Origin of the sequence: Hymenobacter fodinae, assembly GCF_004745825.1 — a bacterium.
Lineage (GTDB): Bacteria > Bacteroidota > Bacteroidia > Cytophagales > Hymenobacteraceae > Hymenobacter > Hymenobacter fodinae.
In genome coordinates, this window is sequence record NZ_SRLA01000002.1 from 884,864 (window position 1) to 901,358 (window position 16,495).

Annotated in this window: 13 protein-coding genes; 1 reads left to right on the top strand and 12 read right to left on the bottom strand. The window is 60.8% G+C overall.

The window, feature by feature from the left end:
- Positions 1 to 47 precede the first annotated feature (47 nt).
- The gene (locus EU556_RS11055; RefSeq protein WP_167855540.1) at positions 48 to 1,427 is read right to left on the bottom strand and encodes an XkdF-like putative serine protease domain-containing protein; all 1,380 of its coding nucleotides are present in this window, start codon (positions 1,425 to 1,427) and stop codon (positions 48 to 50) included.
- Positions 1,428 to 1,654: 227 nt separating this feature from the next.
- Between EU556_RS11055 and EU556_RS11060 the strand changes: the two genes are divergently transcribed.
- Positions 1,655 to 2,158 (top strand): hypothetical protein, encoded by a 504-nt coding sequence (locus tag EU556_RS11060; protein WP_210116261.1) that lies wholly within the window; start codon positions 1,655 to 1,657, stop codon positions 2,156 to 2,158.
- 6 nt (positions 2,159 to 2,164) lie between these two features.
- Here EU556_RS11060 and EU556_RS11065 read toward each other — a convergent pair whose 3' ends face one another.
- From EU556_RS11065 to EU556_RS11120, 11 genes are all read right to left on the bottom strand, one after another.
- Positions 2,165 to 4,831 (bottom strand): coiled-coil domain-containing protein, encoded by a 2,667-nt coding sequence (locus EU556_RS11065; RefSeq protein ID WP_135434115.1) that lies wholly within the window; start codon positions 4,829 to 4,831, stop codon positions 2,165 to 2,167.
- 75 nt (positions 4,832 to 4,906) lie between these two features.
- The gene (locus EU556_RS11070; RefSeq protein ID WP_135434117.1) at positions 4,907 to 7,084 is read right to left on the bottom strand and encodes a hypothetical protein; all 2,178 of its coding nucleotides are present in this window, start codon (positions 7,082 to 7,084) and stop codon (positions 4,907 to 4,909) included.
- 1 nt (position 7,085) lies between these two features.
- Entirely contained in the window at positions 7,086 to 8,906 is a 1,821-nt protein-coding gene (locus tag EU556_RS11075; RefSeq protein ID WP_167855541.1) for a hypothetical protein, read from the bottom strand.
- Positions 8,907 to 8,915: 9 nt separating this feature from the next.
- Positions 8,916 to 9,434: a hypothetical protein gene (locus EU556_RS11085; RefSeq protein ID WP_135434121.1), complete on the bottom strand. Its 519-nt coding sequence runs from the start codon at positions 9,432 to 9,434 to the stop codon at positions 8,916 to 8,918.
- A gap of 96 nt (positions 9,435 to 9,530) precedes the next feature.
- Positions 9,531 to 12,227: an Ig-like domain-containing protein gene (locus EU556_RS11090; protein WP_135434123.1), complete on the bottom strand. Its 2,697-nt coding sequence runs from the start codon at positions 12,225 to 12,227 to the stop codon at positions 9,531 to 9,533.
- Positions 12,228 to 12,438: 211 nt separating this feature from the next.
- Positions 12,439 to 12,903, bottom strand: a complete 465-nt coding sequence (locus EU556_RS11095; RefSeq protein WP_135434125.1) for a hypothetical protein — start codon at positions 12,901 to 12,903, stop codon at positions 12,439 to 12,441.
- A 295-nt stretch (positions 12,904 to 13,198) separates the two neighbouring features.
- On the bottom strand, positions 13,199 to 13,909 hold the full coding sequence (locus tag EU556_RS11100) for a hypothetical protein (protein WP_135434126.1): 711 nt from the start codon (positions 13,907 to 13,909) through the stop codon (positions 13,199 to 13,201).
- A 158-nt stretch (positions 13,910 to 14,067) separates the two neighbouring features.
- Positions 14,068 to 14,193 (bottom strand): hypothetical protein, encoded by a 126-nt coding sequence (locus tag EU556_RS26645; protein WP_262709649.1) that lies wholly within the window; start codon positions 14,191 to 14,193, stop codon positions 14,068 to 14,070.
- 71 nt (positions 14,194 to 14,264) lie between these two features.
- On the bottom strand, positions 14,265 to 14,579 hold the full coding sequence (locus EU556_RS11110; RefSeq protein ID WP_135434130.1) for a hypothetical protein: 315 nt from the start codon (positions 14,577 to 14,579) through the stop codon (positions 14,265 to 14,267).
- A 105-nt stretch (positions 14,580 to 14,684) separates the two neighbouring features.
- Complete coding sequence (locus EU556_RS11115) at positions 14,685 to 16,040, bottom strand: phage terminase large subunit (protein ID WP_135434132.1); 1,356 nt, start codon at positions 16,038 to 16,040, stop codon at positions 14,685 to 14,687.
- Entirely contained in the window at positions 16,015 to 16,473 is a 459-nt protein-coding gene (locus EU556_RS11120; protein WP_135434134.1) for a phBC6A51 family helix-turn-helix protein, read from the bottom strand. The genes EU556_RS11115 and EU556_RS11120 overlap by 26 nt, the downstream gene beginning before the upstream one ends.
- Positions 16,474 to 16,495 lie beyond the last annotated feature (22 nt).

The window sequence follows — 16,495 nt, forward strand, 5'->3', positions numbered from 1 at the left end:
ATTGCGGCCGTTCACGGCCTTTTTTAAAAAAGTGTGAAAGGTGATTTTTAGGATTTGCGGGCCCGCAGCTCGTCGATCAGAGATAAGGCCAGGGGGCGCGAGGCTTTCTGCTCTGCGGTCAGCTCGACGACGTCGCTGCTCAGGTTGAGCTTCCCGGTGCTCGACTCGCTCGATAGCTGCTCGCGAGCTTCGGCCAGCTCCAGCTCGACGGCTTCGAGCTTCAGGCTGCGGTCATAAGTCTCTTTGTCGATCGAGTAGGTGTATTGATCGAGATTGACCTTGAAGTAAGAGCCGTCTTTGCAGGCATACACGCCGGTAGGGATGTACTGACCGGCCTCGTCGGTGAGCAGACGCGTAATCGGGTTCAGGTTAAAAATCCGATCGTCGGCCATCGTGATTGCTTCGAGCTTCACTTCCTGCGCGGCGAGTTCCGTCACGCCTAGGGCGGTGAGCGCTTTCTTCAGTTGGGCGGTCAGCTTCGCGGCGTCCGTCTCGTCGAGCACTCCGGCGAGCGCTTCCTGCGCGGCCGTCACTGCCTCGGCTTTCGGCTCTTCGGTTTTCGTGTCGTCCGTTTTGGCCGCTGGTGCTTTCTGCTCGTCGGCATTCTCGACGTTGGGATCAGGGTCGGCGGCTTTTTTCTTCCCACCTTCAACCGACAGCGTGCCGCCGCCCTTCACCTGGTAGTCGCCATCGGCGACTGCGTCGCCCAGCTCGCCGTCGTCGCCTACTTCCTTCACGGTGCCGTCCTCTGCGACGTCGAAAACGCGACCGTCTTCGAGTTCCACCTGCGCGAGCTGGAGCTTCATCACACGCGCCGCGGCGAGCATGATCTTTAAAAATGATTTTTTCATTAGGTTGGTTTTTGCCGACGTCGCGGCGAGTTTGACTTCCTCGAAATCGAAAAGCCCCTCAATCGAGAAGCCCGTCCGATTGCCCGTCACGATCTCCTTTTCCCAGTAGTCAGAGTCGGCCACGTGGAGCGTCATCATCAGCGTACCCGCTGGCACGTCCAGGCCCAGAGAGTGAGCTTTGTCGTCGTTGGGATCTGCCACGATCCACAGCTCGCGCACGGTGTTACCCGTCAGCTCGTCGGCGTGCTGATCGTTCGTCTCCGTCGTGCGGCCTTCGAGCATCAGCTTCGCGCCGATCTTCTCGATCTGCTCTGCGGAGAAAAAAATGTTGTAGGGCTTGCCCTCGGCGTCGAGCCGGAGAATATCCTGATCGGGAATCAGGACGGGGCCGGTCAGGAGCTGCTTCTGCGGCTCTGCGGACAGGTGCACGCGCTTCGCGCTCTGCACTGGAGCAGCGGACAGGGCCACCCAGCCGCTTTGAATAGCGGGCTTCGAAACCAGCGAAACACGCTGGTAGCCTTTAGAGGCGTCCGACTCGTCGAGGGTTACTGCTACGCGCTTTAGTTTCTTGCTCACACTCCCAAAAGGGAGAGGCTCGATTTTGTGACAAAAAAAGAGCGCCCGATCCTTGCGGACGGACGCTCTCTCTTCCTCATTTTCCTTTCTCGCAGTTCACCACGCTGCTTACCCGACTGCGCGGCACATGACAACCGCGCAGAGATAAAAGGGACAACTCCGGTTTTGTGACAAAAAAAGAGCGCAGCCGCTTCGCTACCTTCGCAAAGCAATCACTATCGCACAACATGAAATCATTGCTTACGGGCCTGTTTCTGGCCTTTTTAGCGACGGCCTGCTCGCCCTCAGATCCCGACGCCGCGCTTCACGAAAGAATCAGCTCGACGATCAAGGCCTCGGCTGGCGATCCGGAGAGCTACCAGCCTGCTCGCTGGAGCAAGGCCACGCCCTGGCGTCAGCAGGACGAGAACGGCCTGCGGGCGAAGGTGCTGCGCGACTCGATCGCGAAGCTGAAGCCGCACGCCGAACTGAAATATCGCCAAGTGCAGGAAGCGACGCGCCTCGGCATGAAGGAGCAACCGCAATGGAAGGCCGAATGGCTCCAGGAAGAAGAGGCAATGATCGCGCTCGGTAAGCAGGCGCTCGCGCTGGAGCAACAAAAGGACACCACCCGCCTAGGCCAGCAGCTCGTTCACGCGTACCGCGAGAAAAACGCTGCCGGGGCCCTAGTCTTGGATAGTGCCCTCTTTATCGTGCTGAAGGATAACAGCGTGCGCTGGCGCCCGTTCTAGGCCACGTCAGAGCCGGACGGGAGCGCCAGCGTCGCGAGCGACTTGCAACTGCTGATCCGCCGACAGCGCTTCGCTCGGCCCGAACTGAAGCACCGGATCCGGACGATCCGCCGCGCTCTGCGTGTGGGTGGCGATCTCGGCGAGCAGCCCGTTCGCCTGCGCGAGCAGCAGCTCCAGCGCGGACGACGAGCTGCTGCCAGCCGTTGCGCCTGTGTTGCTGCCTGAGGCAACCTCGAGCACGCCGCCGGCTGCTAATGGAGCACCAGAGCGCGACGGCGACGGCAACACGCGCACCGCGCCAGCCTGCGCGAAGTCGGCCGGGAGCAGCGTCCGCTTCCGGCCCTGCGTGCGGATCAGCTCCAGCGCGGCCCGATTGCGCTGCGTCGCATCTACGGGCGTAATCATTTCGCCGCCCTCGACCCGATACTTCCCGCCCAGGACGGGCACGTCGTTTCCGGAAGCGTGCGAGCCGCCGACGATCTCGCCGCCGTTCTCCAGCGTGCCGCCAGCGCCGAGGGACTTACCCAGCGAGCGCGCCTGCACGACAGTCGAGGCGACGGCGGCCAGCGAAGCCACGACGGCCGCAATGTTGAGGGGGAACGGCATTTTCGAGCCACTCTTCACGGCTTCGAGCGCGGCCTGCACTGCGATCACGGAATTATAGGCACTCGCGGCGAGCGTGCTCGCGGCCGTGAGCTGCTGCTGCTGCTTTTCGAGCTTGGCCTTTTTGGCGGCGGCTTCCTGCTCGGCGGCGGCGGCTTTGGCTTTCTGGTTGGCGAGTCGCTCTTCCTCGGCGCGTTCCTTCTGAATCTTCTGGAGCAGGTAGTCGCGACGGGCACCGGTGGCCGACTTCAGCGCCTCTTCGCTGGCCTCGCGCTTCGACGTGGCCGCGTCGAGCTTGCTGGAGATCTCGTCGTACCGCTGCTGCGCGAGCTGGAGCTGCTCGTCGGCCGCGGCGGTGGCGTCCGCAAATAGCGTCGAGGTGATCGAGTTGATCGACTCCGACAGGATCTGCGCCGACTGCGCGATCGCTTCCTTCGCGGCGTCGAGCTGATCGGGGCGCAGCCCGAAGACGCGAATCAGGACGTTATCGCTGAAGCTGATCGGCGCGAGCTGCTTTGCGCGTTCCTCCGCTTCGGCGGCGAGCTGCTTCTGAATCTTCTCGTTTCCCTCGTTTACGATCGGCGCGTACTTCTCGAATGCCTGGCGCTGGCGCTCGGCCTTGCGTTTTTCGGCCGCGTCGAGATCCTGAAACTGCTCCTTTTCCGTCGCGACGACGCGCTCCTTAAATGCGTCGTATTCTTTCTGGAGTCGCTCCTTTTCAGCGGCGGCGGCTTTGTCTGCGGCCGCTTTTTTCTTCGCCGCACGGATCGCGTCGATCTCGCCCATCTTGGCCGTGATTGCTGCGCCGTCGCGCTCGACGGCTTCCTGCAACGCTTTTAGCTCGCGCTGACGAAGTTTCACCTGAAGATCAAACGTCTCCTTGCCCTTCGCCGTCTGGAGCGCGATCTGCGCGTTCAAACGGGCCAGATCCTCGGCGAGCGCCTGATCCTTTTGCTGCTTTTTGTACTGCGCTTCCAGGATCAGCAGCTCGTTGTACTTGTCGCGGAACGCCTTCAGCTCTTCCGCCGTCCCGGTTTTCAGCCGCTTCAGATCTTCCGCGATCTGGCGAGCCTTCAGCGCGGACACGTCGCGCCCCTCGGCCTCCAGTAGCGCGATCCGACGAGCACGCGCTTCGCTGGCGATCTGCGCCTGCGCGTCCGCTGCGGCCTTGGCGGCGGCTCTGGCGGCCTGATCCGCCGAGTCCACTAGGCCAAACGTGACGACAGAGAGCAGATCCCGCACGTTATCGACGGTAGCGCTTACGATCGACTTGATCGCGTCGAGCTGCGGCTTAAAACGCAGCGCGAAGCGACTCGTCGCCTCGGTGACTTTGTCCCAATTCGCCGCCAGCAGGGTTATCAGCACCAGCGCGGCCCCGATTCCGGACGCGAGCAGCGCGCCCCGCGTCATTTTGCCGGACGTCTGCGCGGCTTCGCCCACGCCGAGCCAAGCCTTCGCCGACGCGACGCTGCTCTTAATGACAGACAGCGTCTCAGAGTTGAGCGCCTTCGAAACCTGATCGACGCCCTCCAGCACCGTTATCAGCGAAAGGAGCTTTTTCTGATACTCTTCCGCCTGCGAGCTGGAGAGGCCGAACGTCTCAGCGGCCACCGTCGCGACGGAAAACGCGCCGACGACGCCGTTCGCAAAATCGACGAATGCTGCGGCCTTCATTTTCGGATCGAGCGCATCGACTGCGTCCTCCAGCTCCTTTAGCTGGCCCTTCGCTTGGCCCAGCTTCAGCAGCGCTTCCTCCTGTTCCTTTGTCCCGATAACGCTCGCTTCGAACGCGGCCTCCAGCTCTTCGATCTCGGCCTTCAGCGCGCCCACTGTGCCGGGCTTCAGGTTATCGAGCGCCGAGCCCAGGTCGCCGACTTCGTCCGTCAGCGACTCGACTTCCTTCGCGGCCTTGGCCATTTCGGCGACGAGCGCCTTCCCGACGTCGGAATCCTTATCGATCCCTTCGAGCTGCTGATCGAGCTGCTCCAGGCGCTTCGTCGCGTCCGCCAACTGCTGGCGCGCCGAGTCCATCTGAATCTCGATCGTGTAAACCTTTTTTTGATTGGCCATAAGTTTGTATTACTACAAAGGTTTTTGCCTTTGTGCCGTTTCTGACTCAGAATCGCTGTTTTATTATTTGTAATTCTACACGACGCGCAGCAGCTCGATCGACGTCTGTCCGGCTTCGTCAGCCGGATCGAAGCCGCTGCTCGTCTCGGCGGCGTACTGTGCACCGTGCAGCCAGACTTCGCGCCCCGGCGTCAGCTGCCGATACAGACTCGGCGAGAGGGGGGCGGGAAACTTGGAGAGGTGGCCGCGAAGCGCCTGCTGAAGCGTTCCGGCGTAGAAGCGCGAGACAGCGCCCTCGTCGCCGTCCCACCGCAGCGCGCCGCTCCAGTCGGCGCGAGCGAGCGGCACGCTGCGCAGTTGGAAGGGAATCTGAAGCGACGGATCCGGGCCCAGGTAGCGCACCACTCGCGGCGCAAGCGAGCTGATATCCCACTCGACGGCGGAGCAGTCCTGCTTCAGCACGTCGGCCGTCGTGATCGTCGGGATCGGCGCGAGCTGCTGCTGCGCGAGCTGGAGCCGGTAGGAGCGCAGCGCGACGGGAGCGAGCAGACTCCCGATCGACTTTTCCTGCGCGCCGGAGCCGACGCGCACGCTCACCACGTCGGCGCCTGCAGGAAGCAGCGGATCCTCTGTCTGCGCGGGGCGGAAGGTGAGCAGCCCGACTCCCGCGCCCATGGTGGGCACGTGCTCGACGGCTTCCGGATCGACGAGCGGCGAGAGATCGAGCGCAGCGCCGGCCGCGAGCCGCTGCTCGTCGCGACTCATCAGCGTAACGACGCGACGCTCCAGATCCGCGACCGGGACGGTATTCGTGCGAACGAGCAGATCCTTCAGGAAGTCTTTCTGCGTGATCGGCGGGAGCACGTCGGCGGGCTGCATCAGCATCGGCCCGTAAAAGCGCGAGCACGCGAAGGACGACGTCGCCGTGACGTGCAGCTCTTCGCGCTTATAAGCGTCGATCCCGTCGCCGCGCTCCGAATAGCGACGCCGGGCGAAGAATACCAAGCGCACCACGTCGCCCGTCTCCAGATACACGCCCCCGGCATTCAGCGGGAAGCGGCCCGTCCTGAGGCTCCAGCCGTTCGGCTCGTCGAGGCGCACGTGCGCGAGTACGCGATCCTGAAACGGGGCGAACGCGCCCGTCGAGCAAAGCCCACCGTCAGCGCCCGTGTAGCCCTCACCGCCGCGAAACGCGACGAGCGCCGCGACTACTGGAGCAAACTTGTAGAAGTAGGGTGTCGGCTTTTTCGTGCTGTTCTCGCGATCGACGGCCTGCCAAGCTTCCGAGATCCGAACCTCGGCGCTGAAGTCATAGACGCCCGACTGCGGGGCGGTGTACTCGGCTTTGCGGCTGGAGAGGGCGCGAGTCCCGCCCGGTTGAGTGAGCGTCGTCTGCGGCACGAAGAAAGCGACGTCGCGCTCTTCGTCGAACGCCGCGGCGTTGTTCGTGTAGCCGCCCCCAGGACCACGCCCGTAAAAACTGAAGTAGTGCTCCGGCGTCGAGCGAGCAGCGGAAGCCGGGAGCAGCGCCCCCCAGGGCCACGCGTTGGCCGCGCCGGAGCCTGCGGCCGTCAGCACCCACTCGCGCAGCTCCGGCGACTCCAGGACGCTCCCTTGCACGTGCCAGCCGATCGACTCGAAAATCTTCCGGACAACGTTCCGGTAGTACACACCGGGATAATAATCATCAACGGACAGCGGATAGCCGATCACGGCCTGCGCGGGAACGGGGGCGTCTTCCTGCTCGCCGTTGCGGTTGGTGCGCGTGCCTGCAGGTATGAAGAAATTCCCGAACGAGAGAAGCGGGAACTGAAGATCTGTCTCGTCGCAGCCTTGGCTCAGGATCTGCTCCAGTTGGGAGCCGTCGTACTCGACGAGGGGAAACTCCAATTCGTTGAGCTTGCGCTCGCCCAGGGCCAGCGCCCAGCTATATCCTTCGCCGAGCAGGTTACCGCCGAAGCCATTTTTCAGGTTGGAGAGGCGGAACGTGCCGCGAAAGTGCTCCGATCCGACGCGCAGAGAGTAGGAATAATCCGTTTTGACGAACTTATCGAGCGTCTGCGCGTGCTGTTTCTGGCCGAAAATCGCGCAATTCCGGCGCGTCAGGGGCAGCGTAAGCGGGTAAGAATACTCACCGGAACGCGTATCGATATCGGCGAGCGCGTTCTGCGCCTGCATCAGCCGGATAATACCCTTCAGATTAGCCGGTAAATCGGCGATTTTACCGTCAATTTCAAGGAAAATCTCTCGCATTTTAGTTGGAAAGGCCCTTAATCGGGGCGGTTTTGTACTCGACAGAGAGCGAATACTCTGCTTTTATGGGGTCGCCCTGCGCGTCGAGATCGCTGATCGTGACGGGACGGCCATCAACCCAGCCGGACGAGGTCGCTCCTAGCTCCGTCCGGAGCCAATTCCAGTACTCCAGCTCCAGAAGCTTCGAAGTGAGACGGACGGGCAGCTCCAGCTCGACGCGTCGCAGCTGCTCGCCCTGCGCGTTCTGGTAGCTGCTCGCGCTGCGCTTCAGCGCGGGCTCCTGCGCGCCCAGGAAGACGACGGTATCGAAGCCGCCCTGTCGGTTGGCGAATGAGATAGCCCGTCCCGACGTCGTGAGATCGAGCGTCGCGGTCCGGATCTCGACGTCGGGAGCAGAGCTGCGAGCAAAGCCCAGCGTCGAGCGCTGCTTCGTCGGATCGAAAACGAACGGCAAGCAGTACACGCCGCCCATGGGCGCGACGCCAGGAAGCGCATCGCGTCGTATCGTGCTCGTCACGCCGTTATAAGCCGTCTCCGTGCTCCAGTACTCCAGCTCCGACGCTGCGGCGGCTGTGAGCAGCAAATAGGCCACTTGGAACGGCGTCCCGACGCGCTCGACGGGAGCACTGGAGAGCACGCGCACGCCGGGAGCGACTTCGCTCGGCAGCTCGACGGCTTCCAAAGCCCAGAGCACCTCACTTTCGTACACGTTGCGCCGACGTCGGAAGCCGCCCCGCTGATCGGCGTAAGTTTCGCCGTAGCGCACGAAGTAAGAGACCAGGCGATCGGGAATCTGGCCGGGGGCCGTCGTGAGCGTGTGCTGCGTGTATTGCTGGAGCGCGTCGGCGATATCGAACTGATAGCGGTTATCCGGCCGGTAGCGCATTTCGAACTTTTGCGCGAGCACGGCGCGAGCCTTCGTCGTCTGGCCGCCGAAGTCGGAGCCGCACTGCGCCCACACTTCGCAGTACACGCCCCACTCGGCGCGAAGCTGCGAGCGGTACCGCGGCGCGCCGTCCGTCACGTCGAGCAGGATCTGCGCCTCGGCCGTTGTGCTCACGTCGAGATCGCCGAGACTCCCCTCGTCACGTGCGACGAGCAGCACGGCGTCACCGCTGGGCTGCGTTAGCTCATACTGGCCGACGAGCTGCGGCACGCTCTCCAGCGCGGCGAGCAGCGTCGGCGCGTCCTGAAAGCGATCGGAGCGCGTCAGCTCACCGCAGACGAACGCGAAGCCATTCACGCGCAGCTCTGCTCCAGCGGGCAGAGCACCGACGAGCAGGATCTGCGCACGTGCGCGGCTGGGTGTGCCGCCCACTCGCGCCGAGCGCAGGCTCACCAGGACGGGCGCACCGTTGGCGACGAGCGGCTCCAGCTCATCGAGCACCACCCGGGGCGAGTACACGCAGAGGCCCCCGTTTTCCGTGCTCCCGAAATTGTCCGCTTCCGGATCCTGGCACGTGGGCTGCTCCGGCTCTGGAGCAGGCTCGATCGGGGGCGGCGGATCCGTGGGGGCCGGTGGGGGTGGGGGCGGCGGGGGCGCGGCGCAGCTAATCGAGACGCTGCGCGGCTCGACGACAAAGCCGTCGCTATTGCTACCCGTCAGCCGATACTCGCCGTTTGGGATCCCGGTCACGCTGAAGCGGGCGTAATAGCCGGGCTTCTGCTCGCTGAAGGTTTCCTGCGTCTTCGTGTTTTCGAGCAGATATTCAATCCACTCGCCTAGGCCGCCCGTCGTGCGCAGTGTGAAGTCAATTTGTCCGCCTGCAGGCGTACAACTTTGCGTAAAACCCTGAAGAATTAGGGTGTCGAGTGCTGGCATAAAAGCAGATTAGATCACCTGGAGCTGGCGATCGAGTTCGTAAGTGAGTCCGTCTAGGAGCTGATTATTCAGGTAGATATCGACGAGGTTCTCGCCCACGTCGTAAGCTGGCTGAATGAAGTTGCGGCCTCTGATCCCGCGCTTATAGATTGCGCTCTGAATCAGGAAAGCCATGGTATTAGCCGTCAGGAAGCGCCCCGTCTTCTTGTGTTTCCAGCGCAGGCGTCGATCCTTAATAAACTGGAGCAGCGCGGCGATCGGGACTTTCTTCGTGTGGGGCTTGCGGCCGCGATCGAGCCACTGGGCGTAATCCTGCGCGTAGAGCTGGAGCTGCGCGTTCGCCGTGTAGCCTTCGAAGCGGCCCGACGCGGCGCGGCCCTGCGTCACTTCGACGCGCAGCGTGCGCTTCAGCTTGGAATTATCGCGCAGCGGATACTTTCCGTTACTGTCGGCGAGACGGATCATCTCGGCGCGAATCGCTTCGCCGATCGCGAGCAGGATCTCCTTAATGGGTGAGGGGGCGGCCATGCTCCTAAAAGGGAGCGCTCCGGATCTGTGACACAAAAAAGCCCCACCGTCGCGGGTGGGGCTTTTTGTTGAGATGCTGGCTTATATCAGGAAGTACTACGCTGGGGCGTTGGCCGTGTCGCCAGCACGTAGCACCAAGTCAAGATTGCGCTCCGGGTCGGCTTTGTTATACATCACTGTGCCGCCGGGCTTAATTTTAAATTCTGTTTCCAGCAGACAGTTGTCCGCTTCATATTGCGCCTGTGTCAGCACCCCATTGGCGGCAAAAATACTGGCAATGGTAGCCTCATCCAGTCCCGTGTTAAAGTACGAGGCGCGCTCAAAAAATCCATTTAAGGCGTTGCCAGTAGCGGACGCGGCATTGATTTTACGCACTGCGCCGAAGGTAATACCGTCCTGAATAGAGCCAACAACCGATACCGGCGCGCCGCGTTTTACTTCGCCGTTGATATGCAGGCGCGTTTCGCTGCGCGTGCTGACAATGGCTGCCATAAAGGAAGTGCCCACTCCAAGTGAGGTATCAGACACCAAAAGGGACGAACCGGCCCCGAACGGCCCGCCCGATATTCGGCCATTATCCTGCGTGAACAGGCCAAACGCACCCTCGCCATTTACGCCGTTTACTATGGCCTTCGCAGCGAGCTGCTGATACTGATGCAGGCTCTTTAGCGTGAGGCGCACAATGAGAGTGAAATCTTGAAAGTTGTAGTCCTGCGAGTCCCGCATGATGATGTACGACCCGTCAACCTCTGCACTCTGCACCGTTGGATTAAGCGCAACACGCTGCGTATAGTTGGCGGCTACATCGTTCGCCTGACTGTTGAGCGCGGCAAAGTAGCGGCTGGCCATAATGCCCGCCCCAGCTTCCGAGGGGTGTAGCAAATCACTGCTCAAGTCCGCTTGTGTTAGCCAGCTAGAAGCGTCGATGGTGCGCAGCCAGGGCAATGTATTTTTGAGGTTCAGCAGCGCACTGGTATAGTCGGCTAAGTTTTTATCCGGCCGGAATATGGGAGTCTTAATCCATACTTCTACCGAGCTATCCCATCCGTACACCAGTTGAGCCATGTCACTAGCTGCCGCTGCCGTTTGTGCCGCTGTGCCATACCCAATGCCCGCGTCGTTCGTGCCCAGATCAATTACATAGATGCGCCTTCCAGTACGGCCCTCAAATGCCTTTTTGATAAGCTGGAGATTCGCTTGTCGCAGCTCCGAAGTGCCAAGGGATTTGGTGAGTCCTCGCCAGCCGTAGCCCCCAGCGATTATATCGCAATTCATCATTTCTCGTAGGCGCGGAAGCCACCCCCGATCAACCCGAGGCGCGCCAGCCGATACGCTTATCGAGTCACCATCGACGTACACGGCACTAGCGGTTGCTACGTTCGCTGCGGGAGTAAAGCTGGCGTTGCTGCCCACTAGCTCTAAGAACGTGAAGCTCCCCCCAGTCAGCACGTCGCCCTCTTCGTAAGGGCGCTGGGCGCTCCCTTCAAACAAGCGCAGAACGTGCGTACCCAGGTCGGGCATGGGAACCGTATGCACCTTCACCAAGGCTCCGCCGTTGTCGAAGTAGGTCTTTTGCGCGCCGTTCACGGTTGCGTAGCCGGTGGAGGCTTGCGTAGAGCTGTCATTCTGCCGTACTACCTGAGTGATTTTTACCGCTGTTGCGCCGCTGATATTGAACGGCACAGAGGTAGCCAGCGCAGAGCGGCGGCGCAGATTGGGGGCGACTGCGCTATTATCCTGATCGTAGCTGTTTTGCGTGAAGTAAGTGCTAGAAAGCACCAAACTGGTTTGTGGTACATCAACTGGCGCAGACGTGATCGTGATCGAGCGCACTGCGGAGATCTTCTGCGCTCCAGCGTCGTCCGTTACCGTGTCGGTGAGCAGATACGTTCCCGGCGTGACGGGTGTCCAGACGGTATTGTAAGTGGGCGTAGAAGCGGAGCCGATCGTCGAGACTTGCTGATCTGATTCCCTAGTGACCTTGACGGCGTGCTGATACGGCGCTTTGCCGCCGCTGGCCGTGTAGCCGAAGTTTACCGCTTTACCGGCGACGCTGGAGCTGGGCGGCTCCGACGAGACCTCGACGGACAGCGGCACGCTTGCGGCCTGCACGGTGATCGTGATCGTGGCCGTGCCGATCAGACCGGCCGCGTCGTAGGCGCGAGCTTGGAGCTGGAGCTGTCCGGCGACAGTAGGCGTGTAGGGGATCGAGTAGCTCGTCCCGTTCTTGGCGCCCTCGCCGATCAGCGTTCCGGCTCCAGTGTAGAACTCGACCTTCGTCACGGCGACGTCGTCCGTGGCCTGGGCCGTGAGCTGAAGGGCGACGTCCTTCTGAACCGTCGCGCCGGAGCTGGGCGAGAGGAAGGTCGCGACAGGAGCTGCGTTCGTTGGGGTGGGAGTGGGGTTCGTCACGACGGGCGTCGCTTCCGTGCTCAGATCGACGAGCAGCTGCCAAGTGCCGTTTACCTTGTGCCAGATCCGGTACGTTTTCGACGTGATCGACTCGAAAGCATAATCGTCGTTCTGGCCTACTGTGTCGGCGGGCTTGGCCGTGACGCGCAGCCACTGGTCGCCGCGCTCGCCGTCGTCTCCATCCTCACCGTTGAGCGTCGCCAGGAACTGCGCAGCGGTTCCGACGTTGCCCTGATCGAGCCAGATCTGATACGCAGACTTGCCGTCCGCGCCTTTCGTGGGCAGCAGGAAGGCCCAGGATCCGGCTTTCTTCTGGTACAGATAACCGGTTTCCTTGTTCAGATACACGTCGGTATCTGCGCCGAGCGAGTTCGGGGGCACGATCGTACCCTGACGGAAGACGGGCTGATACGTGCTCGCGACGGGCGCGGGAGCCGTGCTGCTCTGCTGCCGCTCACGCTCCAGCGCGAGCAGCGCGTCGATCCGATCGCGGATCCGATTGCACTCGTCGGCGGTGAAGTAGCTTACCCCGTCTGTTTTGTCGGGAAAGCCCAATGCTGATAAATCGTACTGCATTATGAAATAATTGGGGTTATTGGGCTGGAGAGTAGGGTTCGAACTGCGCGGCGACTGCATTCCGATCGAGATCGCTCATCACGTGCAGGCGCACTTCGTAGCGCCAGCCCGTCGCGAGCGAGTCGGACGCGTCGCCACCGAGCGAGAGCTTATTAGGCTTCTCGACGAGCACGATCACGCCCTCGTCCCGGATCTGCGCGATCAGCTCGTCGCCTATGCGTTTGGTGAGCTGGAGCAGCTCGCGCTTCGTGGCCTTGCCGTGACGATCTTTCGTCAGGATCTGAAAAGCGAAGAGGTAGACGTCGGCGCTGGGATTCAGCTCGTCGGCCTGCGTGTCTTCCTCGATAAAGAGCAGCGGCCAGAGGCTGGCCCCGTTCGGATCCGGATCGGAGACGCCGCTGCGCGATTCCTTGATCGCTTTGTGACGCGTACCGAGATCGATCAGATAGTCGAGCGCGCCGGAGTAGTCGAGTGGTTGCATACTCCCCTAAAAGGGAGCGCTGCGGATCTGTGACAATGCGGAGCAGTGCGGAACGCTGCGGAACGTTGCGTTCCGCACGCTCCAGTTACATAACCGTCACATAAAAAAACGGCCACCAGAGCACGCGCTGCGTGTTTTTGGTGGCTCCAGTTACATAACCGTCACATAAGAAAAGGCCCGACGATTGCTCGACGGGCCTAGGCAGTTTAAGGCAGTACAAATAATAAATAGTTTAATACTATTTATTGCTTTAGCGAAGCTCCCTCGCGGTGTATCTGCGCGGTATCCAGTACGCTTATAGCGTTCTTCTCACGGATCGTATCCACGTCCGTAGAAGCCAATTCTGCGACTTCCTGAAGTACGAGCTGGAGACCCCACTGCTGCGCGAAGTCTCGTCGAGGGTCTGGAGCAGCGCTGTCGCTTTCGGAAGCAGATCCGAATACGTGCGGATACTGAAGGCGACAGCTGCTCCAGTACGCAAAAAATCCGCAATGATCGGATAGGCGACGCTGAAGGCCAGCGATCGGAAGCGCTCGGCGAGCTGCTCGACGAGTTCCGGCGTCTGCGCAGCTCCAGCGGGAGCGTAGAGCACCGCGATCAGGGCGGGAGCAGATTGGATCGGATCCTGCGCGTGCTCGGCGATAAAGTCCGACAGCGCCTCGAACTGGCCGGCGTTGATCCTGCGGAGATTGCTGGAGCCGGAGCCGCCGACGTGGCGATACGTTACGCCGTCATGCTCGAACTCGTCGAGCTTCTTTTCTTCCGGAAGCGTCGAGCGAAACCAGTCGAGCGCTTGCCAAAGCGGAACGCAGAGCGAGACGTCGGAGCGCAGCAGCTCTTCGTCGATCCCTGTCAGCAGGGCTAGGACGGCGGGAGTGGTGCGCTGCTCGCTCTTCGTCGCTTCGTAGGCCAGGAACGTCGAGAGCGGCACTTCTGACCAGTTGCGCGGGAGCTTGCCCGTCGCGACGGCCTTGCCGTCAGAATCACGAAGGATTATATTTCTCATCCTTTCCTAGAATTTTGATCTCCTGAACTGGAGCAGTGAGTTCTCGACGAAGATCCTTCGCGAGCTGCGTCACTTCTCGCGAAGTGAGTCCGACGAGCTGATTCGAATCGACCCAGACAGCTTGTCCGTTCGTTCCGATAATAACACAAGCGGCCATTTTAAACCGGTTTTGGGGTGTGAATGATTTCCAGGGAGATCAGCAGCTCCGCGCCGAAGCTGACGATCTTACGAATAATCCGGACGATCTTCTGATCGGGCTGATCCTGGTAGAAGCTGCGGATCATTTGTCGGAAGGACTCGCGCAGCTCGAACTCCTGGCAGTGACTCGCGATCGTGTACGTGTGCTGAGGCATCGCTAATTGACGGACGGGAGCTGCATTAGGATCCCGACCTCTTCGTGCGTCTGCGCGAGAAAGGCTTCGTAGGGCTGGAGATACTTCACGACGCCCCCGATCCCGTCCTGCTCGAAGGCCTTGCGCAGTCGGCGCAAGTGGTTCACCGTCTCGACCTTCGATCCGACGTAATACAGCCGATTGTCTTCGATCGGCTCGCCCAGCGGGCCGACGAGATCGGGTCGCTGCTGCTTCAGCAGCCAACCGGCGATAGGGGCCAGATTCGAAGATTCAGGAATAGGAAGCCGATCTGCGAACTGCTTCAGTGCTTTGTCCATGTCGGACGTAAGTAGATGCTTTGCCATAGTGCTAAATAGTGGGCTGAAGGTACCAAGGGAATCCAATTTTATTAGGTTCACTTACTAAATTATTAAGCCGAGTTATCAGCTGAAGGCGAAGCCGCTGCTCGCGGGCTGATAGTCGAAGTAACTGCGCATCATAAAGCCGTCCCAATAGTCCGGCGAGCAGCCGAGCGCGGCCTTCATCATGTCTTTCGTGACGACGCGCTGCTTCGCGTCAGAGTCCGGATTCAAGCTCTTCACTTGCTCCGCTTCCTTACTGAACTGTTCCCGCTGCTCTGACGACAGGCCAGCGCCGCCGAGATAGACTTCGCCCTGCATCACTTTCCGCGCTGCGTAGTAGCTCATCTGATCCTTCAGGCTCGCGAAGTTCTCCGGACGCTTCAGCTCGTCGTAAGGCGTGCCGGGAGCTGGAGTCGGATTCGGGAGCGCTCTGGAGTTGTTGATGAATCCCTTCGCGCCGGGAAGCTGATCGAGCACGCCCCCGCCGACGCCGTCCTCGTCGATCACCACGTGACTCATTGGTACCATGTGCGCAGCGGCCAGCTCCCGAATCTTGGCCGCGACTACGTGCGTCAGCTGCTTTTCCAGGACGACGAGCGCGAGCAGTCGCCAGCCAGTCCAAACCCAAATAGTCGTTTTATCGACGCCCTTCCGCGCAATGTCGGCGCTGATATAGCGAGCGCCAGGCAGGACGAAGCTATTCGAGAACGTGTCGGAGATCGCGTCGAACGTCATCAGCGCGGCCGGATCGTTGTCGTACTCCCAATTGCCATTCATCAGACGATCGCGACTCTCCGGATCCAATTCGAGCAGCGTCTTCATGTAAGACGAGTCGATATGCGGATTATCGGAATAGAGCGACTGAATAAAGGCTTTGTGGGCTTCGAGCTTACCCTCGCGCTGCTTCTGGTAGAAGTAAGAATATACCCAGCCCTTCGACGGGTTGCAGCTCCCGACGATCTTCGGCTTCAGCTTGAACTCGTCGAGCTTGTAGCGGATCCGGCTCTTCATCACTTGCCACGCCTTTTGTCGGATCTGCGGGATCTCATCGACGAAGCCTCCAGAGTACTCGATCGAGCCTAAGTAGTCATAATCCTTATCTGAGGGCACCCAGGGCAAGCCCTGAAGGTAGATCGTCGAGCCGTTGCTGACGTCGATCCGACCGGCCTGCTCCTTATAGCTGAAGCGACTCCGAACGCCTTGGAGCTTCATCACGTCGAAGAACGTCTGAAGCGTCGAAGTCTTCAGCAGCTTCAGCTCTTCGCGGGCCAGGAACCAGCGGGAGCCGGGATACTTCAGCGCCGACTTCCCGACCCAATACGTTCCGATCGCAGACTTCCCGCCGCCAGCGCCGCCCCCGAAAAGGATCTCGCTCACGTCGTTCGTGCTGCTCTCGATCACGTCGAGCGCCTTAGTCTGCTTTCTCGTCAGCTTCATACGTGCGTGTCTCTTCCCACGTGATCGGGGCGTCGGAGTGCTCGATCTCCTGCTTATCCTTCCAATTGTCCGGATCGGTGTTCTTCAGCGTGAATATGATCGCGGCCGCGTTGGGCATGAAGACGCGCTGCGTCACTTTTCGACCTTTGATCTTCGGCTTTCCCTGTCCGTTATCGACGTACTCGACGACGCTTTCCTCGACCGTGTAAACATCGAGCAGCTTCGCGAGTCCGCTGCGGGCCATGCCCTTGAAGGCTTCGAGCCGAGCGTCTTGCGCGTTTTTTATCGACTCCGAAAACTCCGATTTATCTGTCTTCCATTTGTAATAAGTCGATTCGGCGATCCCGACCTGCTTGCAGATATCGGCGATCTTATAGTCTCCAGACGCGAACAGGGAGACGATCTGCTCGGCTTTCTTCTTATCGTATTTCATACACACACAAAAGGGGGCGGAG